The 15,238-nt window shown below is 43.7% G+C and carries 15 protein-coding genes; 5 read left to right on the top strand and 10 right to left on the bottom strand.

Features of this window, described 5'->3' with window-relative positions; translation table 11 throughout:
• Positions 1-63: 63 nt before the first annotated feature.
• The 10 genes from VR862_RS04100 to VR862_RS04055 form a co-directional block, all read right to left on the bottom strand.
• Positions 64-363 carry a hypothetical protein gene (locus tag VR862_RS04100; RefSeq protein ID WP_324719693.1) on the bottom strand — a complete coding sequence of 100 codons (300 nt, stop codon included), beginning with the start codon at positions 361-363 and terminating at the stop codon, positions 64-66.
• A 152-nt stretch (positions 364-515) separates the two neighbouring features.
• Positions 516-1,265, bottom strand: a complete 750-nt coding sequence (locus tag VR862_RS04095; protein WP_324719692.1) for a tetratricopeptide repeat protein — start codon at positions 1,263-1,265, stop codon at positions 516-518.
• On the bottom strand, positions 1,262-3,022 hold the full coding sequence (locus VR862_RS04090; RefSeq protein WP_324719691.1) for a BatD family protein: 1,761 nt from the start codon (positions 3,020-3,022) through the stop codon (positions 1,262-1,264). The genes VR862_RS04095 and VR862_RS04090 overlap by 4 nt, the downstream gene beginning before the upstream one ends.
• 5 nt (positions 3,023-3,027) lie before the next feature.
• Positions 3,028-3,909, bottom strand: coding sequence for a tetratricopeptide repeat protein (locus tag VR862_RS04085; RefSeq protein ID WP_324719690.1), 882 nt, complete (start codon positions 3,907-3,909; stop codon positions 3,028-3,030).
• The gene (locus VR862_RS04080) at positions 3,909-4,949 is read right to left on the bottom strand and encodes a vWA domain-containing protein (RefSeq protein ID WP_324719689.1); all 1,041 of its coding nucleotides are present in this window, start codon (positions 4,947-4,949) and stop codon (positions 3,909-3,911) included. Before VR862_RS04080 ends, VR862_RS04085 begins: the two co-directional genes overlap by 1 nt.
• 11 nt (positions 4,950-4,960) lie before the next feature.
• Complete coding sequence (locus tag VR862_RS04075; RefSeq protein WP_324719688.1) at positions 4,961-5,965, bottom strand: vWA domain-containing protein; 1,005 nt, start codon at positions 5,963-5,965, stop codon at positions 4,961-4,963.
• The gene (locus VR862_RS04070) at positions 5,965-7,602 is read right to left on the bottom strand and encodes a DUF4381 family protein (RefSeq protein WP_324719687.1); all 1,638 of its coding nucleotides are present in this window, start codon (positions 7,600-7,602) and stop codon (positions 5,965-5,967) included. Before VR862_RS04070 ends, VR862_RS04075 begins: the two co-directional genes overlap by 1 nt.
• A gap of 6 nt (positions 7,603-7,608) precedes the next feature.
• Complete coding sequence (locus VR862_RS04065; RefSeq protein ID WP_324719686.1) at positions 7,609-8,472, bottom strand: DUF58 domain-containing protein; 864 nt, start codon at positions 8,470-8,472, stop codon at positions 7,609-7,611.
• Positions 8,473-8,562: 90 nt separating this feature from the next.
• Positions 8,563-9,567: an AAA family ATPase gene (locus VR862_RS04060; protein ID WP_324719685.1), complete on the bottom strand. Its 1,005-nt coding sequence runs from the start codon at positions 9,565-9,567 to the stop codon at positions 8,563-8,565.
• A gap of 147 nt (positions 9,568-9,714) precedes the next feature.
• The gene (locus VR862_RS04055; RefSeq protein ID WP_324719684.1) at positions 9,715-10,527 is read right to left on the bottom strand and encodes a DUF4382 domain-containing protein; all 813 of its coding nucleotides are present in this window, start codon (positions 10,525-10,527) and stop codon (positions 9,715-9,717) included.
• Between the two features lie 150 nt (positions 10,528-10,677).
• Here VR862_RS04055 and VR862_RS04050 point away from each other — a divergent pair, with 150 nt between their 5' ends.
• The 5 genes from VR862_RS04050 (at position 10,678) to VR862_RS04030 (ending at position 15,189) form a co-directional block, all read left to right on the top strand.
• Complete coding sequence (locus VR862_RS04050; RefSeq protein ID WP_324719683.1) at positions 10,678-11,439, top strand: hypothetical protein; 762 nt, start codon at positions 10,678-10,680, stop codon at positions 11,437-11,439.
• 21 nt (positions 11,440-11,460) lie between these two features.
• The gene (locus VR862_RS04045; protein ID WP_324719682.1) at positions 11,461-12,213 is read left to right on the top strand and encodes an SDR family NAD(P)-dependent oxidoreductase; all 753 of its coding nucleotides are present in this window, start codon (positions 11,461-11,463) and stop codon (positions 12,211-12,213) included.
• 5 nt (positions 12,214-12,218) lie between these two features.
• Positions 12,219-13,355, top strand: coding sequence for an ATP-binding protein (locus VR862_RS04040; RefSeq protein ID WP_324719681.1), 1,137 nt, complete (start codon positions 12,219-12,221; stop codon positions 13,353-13,355).
• Between the two features lies 1 nt (position 13,356).
• Positions 13,357-14,085 carry a metallophosphoesterase family protein gene (locus VR862_RS04035; RefSeq protein WP_324719680.1) on the top strand — a complete coding sequence of 243 codons (729 nt, stop codon included), beginning with the start codon at positions 13,357-13,359 and terminating at the stop codon, positions 14,083-14,085.
• Between the two features lie 99 nt (positions 14,086-14,184).
• Positions 14,185-15,189 carry an acyl-ACP desaturase gene (locus tag VR862_RS04030; protein WP_324719679.1) on the top strand — a complete coding sequence of 335 codons (1,005 nt, stop codon included), beginning with the start codon at positions 14,185-14,187 and terminating at the stop codon, positions 15,187-15,189.
• Positions 15,190-15,238 lie beyond the last annotated feature (49 nt).

Here is a 15,238-nt window from a genome sequence, read left to right as displayed (position 1 = left end):
ATCAATAACCCTCAAAGCCACAATGAAGCAGCCACAAGAAAGCGGATCAAAAAACGGAAATATTTATGCTGTTTTGGGAGGGGGAGAAGTCACCTCGAGGTATACTTTATGGTAATCTTCCTTATAAGAATATCTTTCTTTTTGATGCGTTCGCAGGTATTCTATACTTGCGTGGTTGGAATAGATCTCTTCCACCAGGGATTCAAAAGAAACGGTATTCTTTGAAGAGTTCTCTTCCTCGTTTGCCGTAAAAGCAAAGGATACATCCACAGAATCATCTATAAGTGAGATAATAGTGGGTCCTGCAACAAAGCTGAGGAAGATAAAAGATAATATGTAGGCGACCTTTTTCAAAGGTGACAAAAATAACATTTTTAACGGTTAGGGCAAATTTTCACGCCCCCAAAGAATCACCAAAGTCCTTAAAGGGCGCGGGATTCCAATTCTTTTTTACTATTAGAGATAGTTAAAATTGATAGCGGGAGTGAGGGATATATAAGTGTGGATCTAATAAATTACAATCGCCTTACCTCATTTTCTTCCATCCATCCACGACTTCCGTTGGGAAGTTCGATCTCAACCCACCCCTGAAAATCTTCAGTGATTTTGACCTTTGCGCCTTCGTGAAGGGTAAAGGCTTCTTCAGAAACGGGGGAAGGTTCTGTTTTCACCTCCACCTCTTCAGAAAAAACAATTGCGTAAGTACTATCCTGCTGCAGGTCTTGTTTGGTGAATCCTATTACAGCAGAAGCAATAGCAAGTACAAGGAAGAACATTCCGCTTATAAAGAGTAACCTTTTCACAAGGGTTCTATTGCTAAAATAGTAGACAAGAATAAAGACAACGAACACCAGCATACAGAAAACTGCGACCCAGCCCCAGCCCGACGCAGAAAATGCCGTAGTTGAGCTCTCAAAAATGCCATAAAATCCCTTGCTTTCCTCCTGTCCCAGGGCGTCAATGGTCATGTTGCGGGCAAAGCTTAAATTATTGATCACGTCTTCGTCACCCGGTGCCAGTTGCAGAGCCTTTTCATAGTGATATATACTTGGAGCAATATCATTGAGCTTATAGTAAGCATTTCCAAGGTTATAATGTACCTCAGCCGAGGTTTTCCCATTGGCCAGGATCTGCTCATAATTTTCTATGGCTTCTTCATAATTACCGGCGCCGTAGGCTTTGTTTGCAGCTTCAAAAAGTTGAGAATTTTGTGCCATTCCCGTAAAGCTGAAGAGAACAGCGAATAAAAAGATCAGCTTTTTCATACCTGTTTATCAATTTCAGAGATTACACGTACTGCCTTATCATAATCCTGCTGCATCGCCACATTTGAAGCAGGGGTGTAGCGGGCAAATTCGCAACTCTTAAGTAGTTCTATAAAATCGGTTACAGTAGTTGCATTTACTCCGCGACTTTCAAGCAGCTCCTTGATCCTCTCCTTACTCATTTCGCTGGTTTGAATATGCAGCTTGGCCTTAAGATAATTATGAAGAGCCCTCTCCAGAGAGTCATAAAATTTCACCTGATCTCCCAGGTTCTTTTTGGCTTCTGAAAGATATTTTCGGGCAAGTTTATCTGCTTTCCTAATCCTGTTCCCTCGCACATCGCTTGCTATGGCCTTTCTTCTATTGCCAAATATTATGGCCAACGGAATGAACAGCAACGGACTCAGAAACAGGCTCCAGAACAAAGTGGAGCCAATAAACGATTTCTCCCCAACCGATTTTAGAGAGGTGTTAAGCTTTATATACCTGAATTGATTTGCAGCCGAAGGCACCTGTTGTGCAATAGCTCCTGTACTTCCCGATGTTGTTTGGCTGCCGGCGGGCGGCGCATCGACATCAAGAATGATCTCATTTGAAGTGAGGGTTTTATAAGACCGGGTATTCAGATCAAAATAACTGAAGCTTACCGGTGGTATAGCTAAATTACCCTGCGCCTGTGGCACCAGGGTGTATTGATTGGAAATTTTTCCCTGCATTCCGTTAAGGGTGGTGGCCACATTTTCAACATACTCCGGCTCGTATTTTTCCATTGAAGAAGGAACAGTTAATGGCGGCAGGTCGAATAATTTCAAATTCCCCTGACCACTCACTTCCACTGTAGCCTGCAGGGATTCTGTAGCCCTTAGTTCAGTCTTGTTAGTGGTGACTTTTAAACTCAGGTTCTTACCCACAGCCCCGGTGAAATCTGCAGGGCGGCCTTCCTGGGGTAAAGGTTTAACCTCGATGACTCTATTACCAGCAGCAACTACTTTGTCCACAGTTTCGTAAAATCTGTTGCCAAAAATGTCCCTTCGGTTGCCGGGCACTTCTACAGAAATATTCAGCGTAAGGGGCTCGATATTCAGCTTTCCGGTCTTCTGTGGATAAAGCACTGTTTTCCGAAGCACAACAAAACGATAGGGTTCGCCCTTGTAGGTGCCATTCTCCACTTCAAGCCTTCTTATATCAATATTCTGACTCCAGAAGTCGCTGAACTTTGGATTATCGAGCTGTCGCCAGTCACTTACGTTTATACGCGGACTCACATAAAGTTTATAAACTACTGTAATGGCCTCGTTGAGATAAGGATTGGTATTTGATATTTCGGCCACCAGATGAATATTTTCAGAAGCTATATATTCTGAATTTTCCCCGTCTGTAGGTTGATCCACGGCAGCAGTAACTTCCACCTGCACCGGGCTGGTCTTGTAGATATCGCCATCGATAGTGATCTCTGCCTGGCCAATAGTGAATTTTCCACGACCCTTTGGTGCAAGAAAATAGCTGTATGTTTTGGAGTAGCTTCTTTTCCCATTGATCCAACTATTGCTTACAGCCTGATTGGGACCGCCAACTACAGTAAAATCGGAAAATTCCGGCGGATTAAAGTTATCGCCGTCCTCATTCATCACGAAATCCACCCTAAGGCGTTCGTTGACCCCGAGTTTATTTTTACTCACTTTGGCCTCAAACTGCACCTGACTAGTAGCAAGGCCTGAGAACAATAACATTACTAAAAGTAACAGTTTCTGCTTCATTTTAATTACCAGTCTTTTTCTGTTTGCACAGGAACACCTTTGGCTTTCTTAGCGTTTATCTTTTCCTGAATTTTCTTTTCTTCATTCCCCATGGCTTCCAGCAGGTTCTTTACCTGTTGAGGAGAAAGCTGTCCGGACCTTTGTTGCGGCTGTTTTGGCTCTTTTCCTTCTTTTGGCTGCTTTTGTTTCTTCTGTTCTTTATCATCGGGCTGGCCGGCATTATCTTTCTTTTGATCGCCTTCTTTGTTTTCATCTTCTTTCTTATCGCCGCCCTCCTGCTCATCGGGCTTTCCGTCTTCACTTTGTTCTTTCTCTCCTCCCCCGTCCTGTTGATCCTGTTGGTCCTGCTGCTTTTGCTGGTCCTGCTGGTCCTTTTCCTTGCTATCTCCGCCGCCGCCCTGCTTTTGTTCCTCTTCCAGCATCTTTTTTGCCAGAGCCAGATTATAGCGGGTTTCATCATCCTTAGGGTTATTCCGCAAGGACTGTTTATAAGCCTCAACAGCTTCACTATATTTCTTTTGCTTCATGTAAGCGTTCCCCTGGTTGTGGTAGGCGTCATGTTTTAAAGGCTTTTCTTCAGCCGTAGCTGCAGCACCACGGTGTCGCTCCAAAGCCTGGCTGGTAATTTCTTTATTGTAGTATAGATTTCCCAGGTTGTACTTGGCTTCAGCATTTGAAGGATCTTTTGCTATAGCCTTTCGGTAGAAAGCTTCAGCAGTAGCCATGTCATTATCGGCCAGGGCGGCTTCGGCCTCCTGCATATACTTTTTTGCTGCTTTTGTTCCGGCATCCGGCGCTTCCTGCGCTTCAGCAAAAAAAGGAAGAGAAAAAAGGATACCGAAAAATGCCATTTTTGGCAGGTATTGTTTAAATGTCCTTTTCATCATCAGCTTCTTTTTTCATTGAACAAATTTAACCTTTTTAACCAGGCTGTCTGTCTTTCCAGTAAGAGAACATCAAGAAGTAAAAATAGTAATCCCAAGCCTAAGAACCACTGGAACTGGCTCTTGTATTCGGCTATTTGTTGAGATTCGAACTCCTTTTTGTCCATATTCTGAAGGATCTCTGTCACTTCTTCCACGACCTGAGAGGTCACCCTTCCATCCACATATCTCCCGTTGGCTGCACTGGCGATCTCCTTTAAAGTCTCTTCATCGAGACGGGTGATCACTGTTTCCCCCTGATTGTCCTTTTTATAATTCTGAATAACTCCATTCCTCTTAATGGGTATAGGACCACCTTTTGGAGTACCTACACCAATGGTGACAATCCTTATTCCCTGGCGTGCAGCTTCTTCAGCAATCTCTTCAATATTCCCCTCGTGGTCTTCTCCATCACTAATCAGGAACAGGACCCGGTTTGTCTGTTCATCATCATTGAAGTAGGTTTTTGACATTTCAATTGCCTCCTTAATGGCAGTCCCCTGCGAGGAAAGCATGTCTGTATTCATGTTTTGCAGGAACATTTTTGCCGCCGCATAATCTGTAGTGATCGGCAGCTGCGGAAAAGCGCTTCCTGCATAGGCAATTATTCCTACCCTGTCACTTGCCAGGTTATTGATGATCTGGGTGACCAACTGCTTGGATTTTTCGAGCCGGTTTGGCGCAATATCTTCGGCCAGCATACTCTTGGAAACATCTATGGCAAAAACCACATCGACTCCTTCCCTTTTCACAGTTTCCAATTTTGTGCCAAACTGCGGATTAACCAGAGCTATGACAAAACTGGCAATAGCCAAACAGAGCAGAATGATCTTCATCACCTGTTTTCCCGTGGAGCGGTTAGGGCTCAGCTTATCAAGAAGTTCCTTGTCGGCAAATTTTCTCTGAGTTCTTTTTTGCCAAAAGATGACCATGAGATACAACAGTACAATGACAGGTATCCCAATCAACAACCACAAATAAGTTTTATCTTCTAACAAAAACATTTTCTAGTGTTTTAAACAAAGCTTCTAAAAATGGTAAAACGAAGCAGTACTTCAATTAGTAACAGAAAACCTGCCAACAATACTAACGGGCGGAATTTCTCTTCATAATTATAGAACCTGAATTCTTCTATTTCGGTCTTTTCGAGCTCATCTATCTCGGCATAGATCTCCTCCAGGCTTCGGTTATCTGTTGCTCTAAAATACTTGCCACCCGTAACTTCTGATATTTCTTTTAAAAGTGCTTCATCGATCTCCACCGGCACTCTTCCATACTGGAAATTCCCATTTGGCAAAATAGCAATTGGCGATAAGGCCGTGCCATTACTTCCCACTCCAATGGTATAAACTTTTATGCCAAATTCCACTGCCAGCTCACTTGCGATCTTGGGATCAATGAATCCGGCGTTGTTCATTCCGTCTGTTAAAAGTATGATCACTTTACTTTCGGCTTCACTGTCTTTAAGTCGGTTCACGGCTGTAGCCAAGCCCATTCCTATTGCTGTTCCGTTCTCCAGCATACTGTTGTACTCAATATCTTCCAGGGCACTAAGAACTATGCTCTTGTCGCTGGTAATTGGGGTTTGTGTAAAACTTTCGCCCGCATATACTACCAGCCCAATACGATCGGCCGGGCGGTTCTTAACAAAATCGGCCGCCACTGCTTTTGTAGCCTCCAATCTGTTAGGATCCAGATCCCTGGCGAGCATACTGGCCGAAATATCTATAGCCATGGCAATATCAATTCCAAAATTGCTGCTCGTACGCGAGGAGACGTCTACGGTACGCGGCCTTGCCAGTGCTGTAATCACCAGCGCCATTACCAGTAACCTCAACACAAAAAGTACAGGCCGGAATCTTCCAAGCAATCCCGGTTTGGCTTCAAACCCTTTAATGCTCGAGATCCTGAGCTCTGCGGTTTGCCGGTGACGCTTCCATACATACCAGCCCAGGGCGAGCGGCAAAAGCAGCAATAACCAAAAGAACTGCGGATCTTCAAAAACAAATCTCTCGAACATTATTCGGCTTTATTTATAAGTTCAACCGATGTGGTGATGCGCTGGGCGATCTCATCGGCATACCTGTCTTCTTCATTGTAGATCATTACGACCTGCTGGTAACCTTCCCCCATTCCAAAGTTCAGAATAGAATATTCCTTGGAGACAGGTTTGGATTTTTCACTTTTTTGGAAGGTCATGGTTCCAAAAATTTTCAAGCCTTTGGCACCATTGATCGTGCTGAACTCTTCCTGTTTGGTAATGATGTTTCTTGCTCCTTTTTGTTCCAGGTAAGCATATACTTCCTCCACCGCCGATTCCAGGTTGAATTCTCCTGCTACAGGGCGGGTATTTATACTCATGAAGAGATCGCTTTCCAGGCTTCCGTAATTAAAGGTTTCCTTGCCTGCAGCAATTCCGGTAGTGTCGGTAACATCCCTAACAAGAACATCGGGTGTGGCAATGGTGACCGGCGGAGTTCCGTATTCACTGGAGATCCATTCACTCTCCAACATCTCCTTTGTAGTACTACCCAAATATGTTTCAGTAAAATATTCAACACCACGGGTGGAGATCACATATGCCGTGCCTGCACTTATGAGCAGGATCACTGCTACTATTCCAAAAATGATCTTTTTGACCTTCTTTTTTCGCTCCAGTCTTTCCCTATATTCCTGATCCCTTAACAGCTCTTCTTCTGTAGGCTGCGGGATGGACGCTTTGGTGTCCTTGATGACATTTTCAACACTGCTGCGATCTTCCCTGGCGGTAAGAACATCTGGTCTCGAATTGGCGAACTTGGCAAGATCTGCACGTTCCAGGATCTCCTTTAATCGGCTAATGGTTGTATTTTCCAACTTAAGTCTTCCTCTGTCCCTTTCAGCTTCGAGATATGCGATCAATTCATTTGTGGTGCTTTCGAGCGCGTGGTCATAGATCTCTCCATCAAGGTATCTTCTTACTGCAGCAGAAAGCTGGGAGTAGTACTCCTTTAGCTCCCTTTGCTCCAAAAGATGAGAATCATCCAATTGTTTTAACTCAAAAAGAGCCCGTTCGTATGGCGGAAGCTGTTTTGCAGCCTCTTTTCTTTTCTTCCTGCTCCTGTACAGCAGGTATACAACAACTGCCAGAAGAATAACGCCCAGCAACCACCACAACCAGTCGGGAAAACTAAAAGCCGGCGGCACCTCAACAGCAGGTTTTATGGGAAACATTTTCTGCTTTGTAGTATCTACCACCACGTCGTTGACCACAACCGGAATGGAATCTGTAAAGAAATCCCTGCTGTTAATGATCACGCGCTGCCTCGGAATTGTATAGTGACCAGAATCGAATTGCGTTAAAGCATATTTTCTGGTAAGACGATACCTGTTGCTTATCTCGCTGGTATCAATAGCGTAGGCTTCGATCATCTCCAGCGGAGAAAAAGTCTGCCCTTCCGGAAAAACCACCAGATCGTCCCTTCCGGCTTCAACTGCCAGTTTATACGTGATCTGTTCGCCTATTTTAATTGTTGTTGTATCTACTGAAGCCGATGCTTCCTGAGCTTCAGACTTGAAAATATTGAACAGCAGAAAAAATATCAGCATACACGAAAGAGAAACTCTGTTTTCTGAGGTCTCAAAAATGCTATTCTGCCGTAAACTTTTCTTCATCATTATTCTTTATCTGGCCTTGAAATAACCCAGTAATTTTTTCACATAACTTTCGTCCACACGGGTACTAAGGCTTCCGGCTCCGCTTCTTCTAAAGCTTTCAGAAAAATAATCCACCCTTTCCCGGTAGTATTTTGAATAATTGCGCCGCACCGCCCTGGACGAAGTATCGACCATGATCCTTCTTCCTGTCTCTTCATCCTGCATGGCTACCATTCCAAGATTGGGAATCTCCTCCTCGCGTTCGTCATAGACTCTAATCCCGGTCACATCGTGTCGGCCGCTGGTGATCTTCAGGGTTCGCTGGTAATCTTCAGCAATAAAATCTGAAAGCACAAAAACAATTGCTTTCTTCTTCATGACCCGGGAAAGATAACTCAGCGCGTTTTCCAGATCGGTCTTCTGACTCTTCGGCTGAAATTCCAGTAATTCCCGAATGATGCGCAGTACGTGGGAGCGACCTTTCTTCGGCGGAATATAAAGTTCAATTACATCTGAAAAAAGGATGAGCCCAATCTTATCATTGTTCTGGGTTGCCGAAAATGCCAGAGTAGCGGCAATTTCTGTGATGATGTCCTGCTTAAAGCCGTTGCGGGTTCCAAAAAGTCCCGAGCCGGAAACATCGACTACCAGCATCATGGTAAGCTCGCGCTCTTCTTCGAACACTTTCACAAAAGGCTCAGAATAGCGGGCAGTCACGTTCCAGTCAATGTTCCTTACATCATCTCCAAACTGATACTGGCGCACCTCACTAAAGGTCATCCCGCGACCTTTGAACGTAGAGTGATATTCCCCGCCAAAGATGTGGTCACTTAACCGGCGGGTCTTGATCTCTATTTTCCGTACTTTTTTGAGTAACTCCTTAGTATCCATTCTTCAATTAACAATAAACAATTAACAATGATCAATTTGGTCACAACCACCAGCTATAGCTGATAATTGCTAATTGATAATTGTACATTGTTATGGTACTTCGATCTCGTTAACGATCTTGTTGATGATATCTTCAGAAGTCACATTTTCGGCTTCGGCTTCGTAGGTAATTCCAATTCTGTGACGCAATACATCATGTACCACGGCACGAACATCTTCGGGCACTACATAACCGCGACGCTTAATGAAGGCATAACATTTGGCAGCAGTTGCCAGGTTAATACTTCCCCTTGGAGAAGCTCCAAAATTGATAAGCGGCTTAAGATTTTCCAGCCTGTATTTCTCGGGGAAACGCGTTGCAAAAACTATATCAAGAATATATTTTTCGATCTTTTCATCCATATAAACCTCGCGAACAGCCTGCTGAGCTCTGGCGATCTGTTCCAGGCTTACTACGGGATTTACCTTTTCGAAGCTACCTTTCAAATTGGAGCGGATGATCATTTGCTCATCGGCCATTTCAGGATATTTGATGACAGTCTTGAGCATAAAACGGTCGACCTGAGCTTCAGGCAGAGGATAAGTTCCTTCCTGCTCCACCGGGTTCTGGGTAGCCATTACAAGGAATGGTCTGTCCAGCACAAAAGTTTCTTCTCCTATGGTTACCTGCTTTTCCTGCATAGCTTCCAGTAAAGCTGACTGCACTTTGGCAGGAGCCCTGTTGATCTCATCGGCAAGCACGAAATTGGCGAAAATAGGTCCTTTCTTGATACTGAAATCGTTCAGCTTCATGTTATAGATAAGGGTACCAATAACATCTGCCGGAAGTAGATCGGGTGTAAATTGAATACGGCTGAAAGATCCATGTACAGCCTGAGAAAGAGTATTAATAGCCAAAGTTTTTGCCAGCCCCGGAACTCCTTCGAGCAGGATGTGCCCCTGACCGAGCAATCCGATCAATAAACGTTCAACCATGTGTTTCTGGCCAACAATGACCTTTTTCATTTCTGAACTCAGCACATCAACAAAAGCGCTCTCGCGTTCTATCTTCTCATTGATACTGGCAATGTCTATCGAACTGTTATTTTCCTGCATGTAAACAAAATTTTAGGATTGTGAAGATACTTATCTAAGGTCAACGGCGCAACCTCAGCAAATATTCAACCAAAGTATCTTAAAATTTTGTTAAAACAAAGAGCAGCGGGATACCGCTGCTCTAAAATTTGTAAAACTGCCTATAGGTTAGTCTACCTCCACAAGGAATATGTCCTCAAGAGTTACAGTTTCTCCGGCGCCAACTGTCACATTGCTTTTCACGAAAGCCTGTAATCCCAGTCCTGCAACAGGAGTTGCAGTCACCTTGTACGTTCCTGCAGGCAGACCGTGGATCATGAAATCTCCATCGGCATCTGTATATGCAGAGGCATACATAGAACCACTCTGCGCAGTAACCAGAACAGAATCTTCACTTGGATGCACATTTCCAACTATTGCTCCTGTATCTTCTTCAATAGCCATGCGAATAACAGGTTTTAAGCTGAAATCCCCAGATCCTGTGGTAACTACCGACTTATCAACATCAAAATCCAGGATAAAAGTATAGGTTTCCCCTGCCTGCAGTTCCTCATTAACCATGATCTTTAGCCCAGACTGTTGAGCACTGGGTGTTTTTAGATCATAAGTAGCTGAAGGTTGGGCATGCGTAACTATTGAGTTATCATCACCAAGAACTAAACGTATTTGATGCATATAACCCGCTTCGATTTCTGTGTCTACCAGTAATTCTGTCACACCGCCGGTTAGACTAAGTAGGTCGATCACTCCTGTATTCACTCCTTCCAAACTTACCCAGCCTTCTTCTTCGCCGCCTTCGGCAGTGGTTTTGATCATCACATCTTCCACTTCAACAAAAACGTGCTTGTAGTCCCCGGGCGCATCGGTAAGCCTTACAGCAACTCTCGCAGAATCCTCAGATCCGGAAGAGTCATCTGAACTACAACTAACAAGGCCCGACATAAGGGCAAAAAGAAATACAAATAAATGATACTTTTTCATAAACGATTGTTTTAGGTTTAAAGAGGATAACGCCCGACCAAAGGTTTTAATTTATCGATAAATGAAGTTTAACTCTTTTTAACTATCACCGCTGTTCCTTTAACAGCAGCATTTCCGTGCTAAAATGCAGGAGTTCCTTACTTTTAAATCATGAGGCAAAGAAATTCATATTCCCGGATAATTCAGGATCCTTCACAATGGAGTTCTGAATCCAAGGGTTCAAAAATCCAGCTTTTTCAACACTGTATAGAAAAGGATATTACCAGTTTCCTAATTAACACTCAAAAAGGTTCCTACGACCACAGTTTGGGAACAGCTTTTAGTGAAAGCGGCTTGAGCAGGGATGAGATCCAGTTCATTGCCCGCCTGGGTTCCTACGGGGATGAGGATGACATTGTGGTACAGGTCGAAGAAATCCTTCAGTTTCTGGACACAGATTATCTTGATCTCCTGTTCTTGGATTTTGGGCTGCAGGCAAATATCCTGCTCTCCACAATTCAAAGACTCAGAGCTCGTGGAAAAATTGTAGAAATAGGGATCCTGGAAGGCAAACCGGGGGATCAAACCAGGTTTATAAAGGATTTTCCGGCTAGCGCTACTCTCTCTACCTTTTCATTTTCACCTGCGGCGGTAAAAACTCTTACCTTAGCCAAAGAGGGGCCAGAAGAAACAACTCAAATGTTGATCCTGGAGAGCGGAAACTGGGAAAATGATCACGAAGAGGTAAAAAAATTGGCCGATAAATATCAAGTAAGGCCAAAGGAGTTGCTGTTTAGCTGGCTCCTGCACCACAAAGGACATTTTCACCCCGTGATCGATGGAAATTCTGAAGCGGTAATAGATTCAGCCGTCAAGGCTTTTCACACCAAATTAATCGAGGAAGATTTTAAGAAGCTTCCGGAAAAACTTTAAAAAAACACATTTTTGACACCTATGAGTAAGACAGCCTTAGTAACCGGAGCCAGCAGCGGAATTGGAAAAGCAATAGCCATTGCTCTTGCAGCATCGGGTTACCGCCTTGTAATTTGCGGGAGAAGAGTTGAAGCCCTTCAGGAATTAAAGGATAAGCTGCAGGACAAAACTGAAGTTCAAATTCTTCAGTTTGATGTAAGAGATAAAGAAAAGGTGAAAGGAGCAATTCAAAACCTTCCGCAGGAATTCAAGAAAATAGATGTGCTGATCAATAATGCAGGTAATGCCCATGGTCTCGACCCTATCCAAACCGGGAATGTGGATGACTGGGATGCAATGATCGATATTAATGTCAAAGGATTGCTGTACGTGAGTCGCGAGATCATTCCTCAAATGGTGGAAAGGAAGGCAGGCCACATCATCAACATAGGGTCTATTGCCGGGAAGGAGGTCTATCCAAACGGGAATGTGTACAGTGCCAGCAAACATGCAGTAGATGCCATCAACAAAGGAATGCGCATAGATCTCAACGGCACCGGTGTACGTGTTGGAGCTATTAATCCGGGGCTGGTAGAGACGAATTTTAGTGAAGTTCGGTTCAAAGGCGATTCTGAAAAAGCGAATTCGGTGTACCAGGGCTATCAACCGCTAAAAGCCGAAGATATTGCCGATATTGTTGTTTTTATGGTCACACGGCCTTCTCATGTCAATATTGCTGACCTAATGGTATTACCTACAGCACAAGCGAGCTCTACAATTGTGAATAAGGAGTAACAGCAATGATCAATAAGCGGCTTCTTATCAAAAACCTGCTGGCGCACAACAGCGAAAACGGCTTTTACGATAAAAAAAGGCAGCTTAACCTGAATGAAAAAGAAGGCAAAGCCAAATTTTTAAAACACATTTGTGCCCTCGCAAATTCCAATCCTTCAAATCGCTCATTCATGGTAATTGGCGTTGAAGACGCCGATAATGAAATCAAAGGGGTAGATTTTTTCGATGACAGCAAGATCCAGAACCTGGTAAATGCATATCTGCAGAATCCGCCGCTGGTTTCCTATGAGAACATTCCCTTTCCTCATTTGCCCGACGAGCTTGTGGTGGGGCTCGTGACAATTCAGCCAAACAGTGGGAGAATATGCTCTCTCAAAAAGGGCATCTGGAAGTATGCTTCCGGAAGTGTATTTTACAGAGAGGGAAGCATTAGCATAGCTTCAGAATTTGTTCGCGGAACCCAGGGTGAGAACAGTGAGGTGGTGGCATCTATTGAAGCACACTCACAGAACAACATAGCCCATACCCTGGACGGAGTTTTTGACTTCATGCAAAAACATGAAAAGTTCGATCCTACTTACAAGGTGTTTAAAGAGTATTTTGTGGTTTGCTGGAGCGGAAAGAAAAAGGAACTTAACGAAAACACCTATTATTCCAGGGTAGACATTGAGCTTGTAAATGAACAGGTGAAATTGTTTTATTCTGAACTTGACGAGGTAAGCATTGACTATTCTGATGAAGTTTTTTCGATACTTGAGTATGTAAGGCTAGGGCTGCATGATAAGTTCAAATATTATCCCCTTGAGGAAGTAAAGATCTACTTTAAAGACAATGCGACCTACGACATCAAAACCAATATGCTGTTTGAACCTCCTCAATTCGAAAAGAAAACGCTATACCACATTTATAACTCCAATATTGCCCTGGTCAACAAGCTCCAGCATAACTTGAGGCTGAATGCAGCCGAAGAAAAAGATCTCTATAATTTGCCGGCAACGTATCTGCTTTGTCATTTCAATGGTTTCAGTGAAGCTCTGGAAAAGCTTGAAGATGCAAAAGAAGAATTAAAAAGATATGACCCAAGGATCTATCAACAGTATAAAGATAGTTTGAGGATCCTGAGAAAAGTAAAATACAATTAAGATGGGAAGAACTCTGGTAATTGGTGATATACACGGCGGACTTAAAGCCCTCTTGCAGGTCCTGGAAAGAGCAGCAGTAACCCCAGATGATAAGATCATCTTCTTAGGGGATTATGTAGATGGCTGGAGCGATTCGGCTAATGTTGTCTCTTATCTTATTGAATTTGCCAAACAAAATACCTGCATTTTTCTTCGGGGAAACCACGATGACCTCACTCATAGATGGCTCAAAAGCGGAGAGTTAAATGACCAGTGGCTGCAACATGGAGGCCAATCCAGTATTGATGCCTACAGGCAGTTTTCCAATAAGGAAAAGGAGGAACATATCGCTTTTTTTGACCAAATGGTGAATTACTACATAGACAAGGAGAACCGGCTATTTGTCCACGCCGGCTTTACGAACCAAAAAGGCCCTCAGGAAGAATACACTCCCACGCCTTTCTACTGGGATCGCACCCTGTGGGAAATGGCCATGTGCATAAATCCCGATCTTCAACCGGGAGACACAGAATATCCCAAGCGATTGGCCCTGTTCAAAGAGATCTACATTGGTCATACTCCCGTAACGCGCATTGGCAGAGACAAACCTGCCAGGTTTGCGAATGTTTGCAACGTGGATACGGGTGCAGCTTTTATGGGGAAACTCTCGATGCTGGATGTAAATTCGGGAGCTTTGGTCCAGAGCGAGCCTGTGCACAGCCTGTACCCCAATGAGTCGGGCAGAAATTAAGAATATTTTTAAATCCCTCAGAAATTAACTTCTTATCTTTGTCGATTACCAAACATTTTATTGGTGCGGTTATTGAACCCAAAACATTAAACAATTTTTATGGCCTTAGAGAATATTCGATTAGAAGTAATGAAGACAGTAGAGAAGTCTATTGATGAATTCGTGGAAAAATATCTTATTCCCGTTGAAGATATATGGCAGCCTACAGATCTCTTACCAAATTCTCAGGACGAAGGCTTTTTTGAAGAAGTCACCCGAATACGGGAGGAGGCCAAAGAACTCGGATATGATTTCTGGGTTGTACTGGTGGCCGATATGGTTACTGAAGAAGCTCTGCCTACCTACGAATCCTGGCTTATGGACATGGAAGGGGTTGAGCAACATGGTCAACAAAAAGGTTTACAGAATGGCTGGGCCAAATGGATACGTCACTGGACGGGGGAGGAGAACCGCCACGGCGATACCTTGAATAAATATCTTTATTTATCGGGAAGAGTGAATATGAGAGAGGTCGAAAAAACAACTCAGTACCTTATTAATGATGGATTCGACATTGGAACCGGCAGGGATCCCTATCGCAATTTTGTTTATACCAGTTTCCAGGAACTGGCAACAAATATCTCTCACAAAAGAGTGGGACAGCTGGCGCGAAAGAAAGGTAATAAGATGTTGGCAAAGATGTGTAATATCATCGCCGGGGATGAGATGAGACACCACCTGGCATACAGGGAATTCGTAAAAACGATTTTCGAATACGATCCAAGTGAAATGATGCTTGCTTTTGAGGATATGATGAAGAAAAAGATCGTTATGCCGGCACAGTTTATCAGGGAAAGTGGACAGGGTATTGGAGAAGCTTTTGAGAACTTCTCGAATGCTGCGCAAAGACTTGGGGTGTATACAACGCAGGACTACATTGAAATTTTACAGAAACTTAATGAGTTCTGGGAAATAGATAAAGTGACTGCACTTACAGACCGGGCTGAAAAAGCAAGGGACTATCTCATGAAGCTTCCGGACCGCATGACCAGGATCGCTGAGAGAATTAAAGTACCACAAGACCCTCACCAGTTTGCATGGGTAAGTGCAAACGGGACTCTATAAAATCGAGACGCTCCTAAAAAAGAAATACCTCAAGCTGGAACCTGTTTCA

The sequence above is a fragment of the Salinimicrobium aquimaris genome (assembly GCF_035607535.1).
Taxonomy (GTDB): Bacteria; Bacteroidota; Bacteroidia; order Flavobacteriales; family Flavobacteriaceae; genus Salinimicrobium.
Note: the sequence above shows the minus strand (reverse complement) of the source record. Positions and strands in the feature narration are given on the sequence as shown.

Excerpts from the sequence above, each read along its gene's own strand:
- VR862_RS04055 (WP_324719684.1), bottom strand. The coding sequence starts at position 10,527 with ATGAAAAAGTATCATTTATTTGTATTTCTTTTTGCCCTTATGTCGGGC.
- VR862_RS04090 (WP_324719691.1), bottom strand. The coding sequence starts at position 3,022 with ATGAAGCAGAAACTGTTACTTTTAGTAATGTTATTGTTCTCAGGCCTT.
- VR862_RS04060 (WP_324719685.1), bottom strand. The coding sequence starts at position 9,567 with ATGCAGGAAAATAACAGTTCGATAGACATTGCCAGTATCAATGAGAAG.
- VR862_RS04065 (WP_324719686.1), bottom strand. The coding sequence starts at position 8,472 with ATGGATACTAAGGAGTTACTCAAAAAAGTACGGAAAATAGAGATCAAG.
- VR862_RS04045 (WP_324719682.1), top strand. The coding sequence starts at position 11,461 with ATGAGTAAGACAGCCTTAGTAACCGGAGCCAGCAGCGGAATTGGAAAA.
- VR862_RS04085 (WP_324719690.1), bottom strand. The coding sequence starts at position 3,909 with ATGATGAAAAGGACATTTAAACAATACCTGCCAAAAATGGCATTTTTC.
- VR862_RS04070 (WP_324719687.1), bottom strand. The coding sequence starts at position 7,602 with ATGATGAAGAAAAGTTTACGGCAGAATAGCATTTTTGAGACCTCAGAA.
- VR862_RS04080 (WP_324719689.1), bottom strand. The coding sequence starts at position 4,949 with ATGTTTTTGTTAGAAGATAAAACTTATTTGTGGTTGTTGATTGGGATA.
- VR862_RS04075 (WP_324719688.1), bottom strand. The coding sequence starts at position 5,965 with ATGTTCGAGAGATTTGTTTTTGAAGATCCGCAGTTCTTTTGGTTATTG.
- VR862_RS04030 (WP_324719679.1), top strand. The coding sequence starts at position 14,185 with ATGGCCTTAGAGAATATTCGATTAGAAGTAATGAAGACAGTAGAGAAG.
- VR862_RS04035 (WP_324719680.1), top strand. The coding sequence starts at position 13,357 with ATGGGAAGAACTCTGGTAATTGGTGATATACACGGCGGACTTAAAGCC.
- VR862_RS04040 (WP_324719681.1), top strand. The coding sequence starts at position 12,219 with ATGATCAATAAGCGGCTTCTTATCAAAAACCTGCTGGCGCACAACAGC.
- VR862_RS04050 (WP_324719683.1), top strand. The coding sequence starts at position 10,678 with ATGAGGCAAAGAAATTCATATTCCCGGATAATTCAGGATCCTTCACAA.
- VR862_RS04095 (WP_324719692.1), bottom strand. The coding sequence starts at position 1,265 with ATGAAAAAGCTGATCTTTTTATTCGCTGTTCTCTTCAGCTTTACGGGA.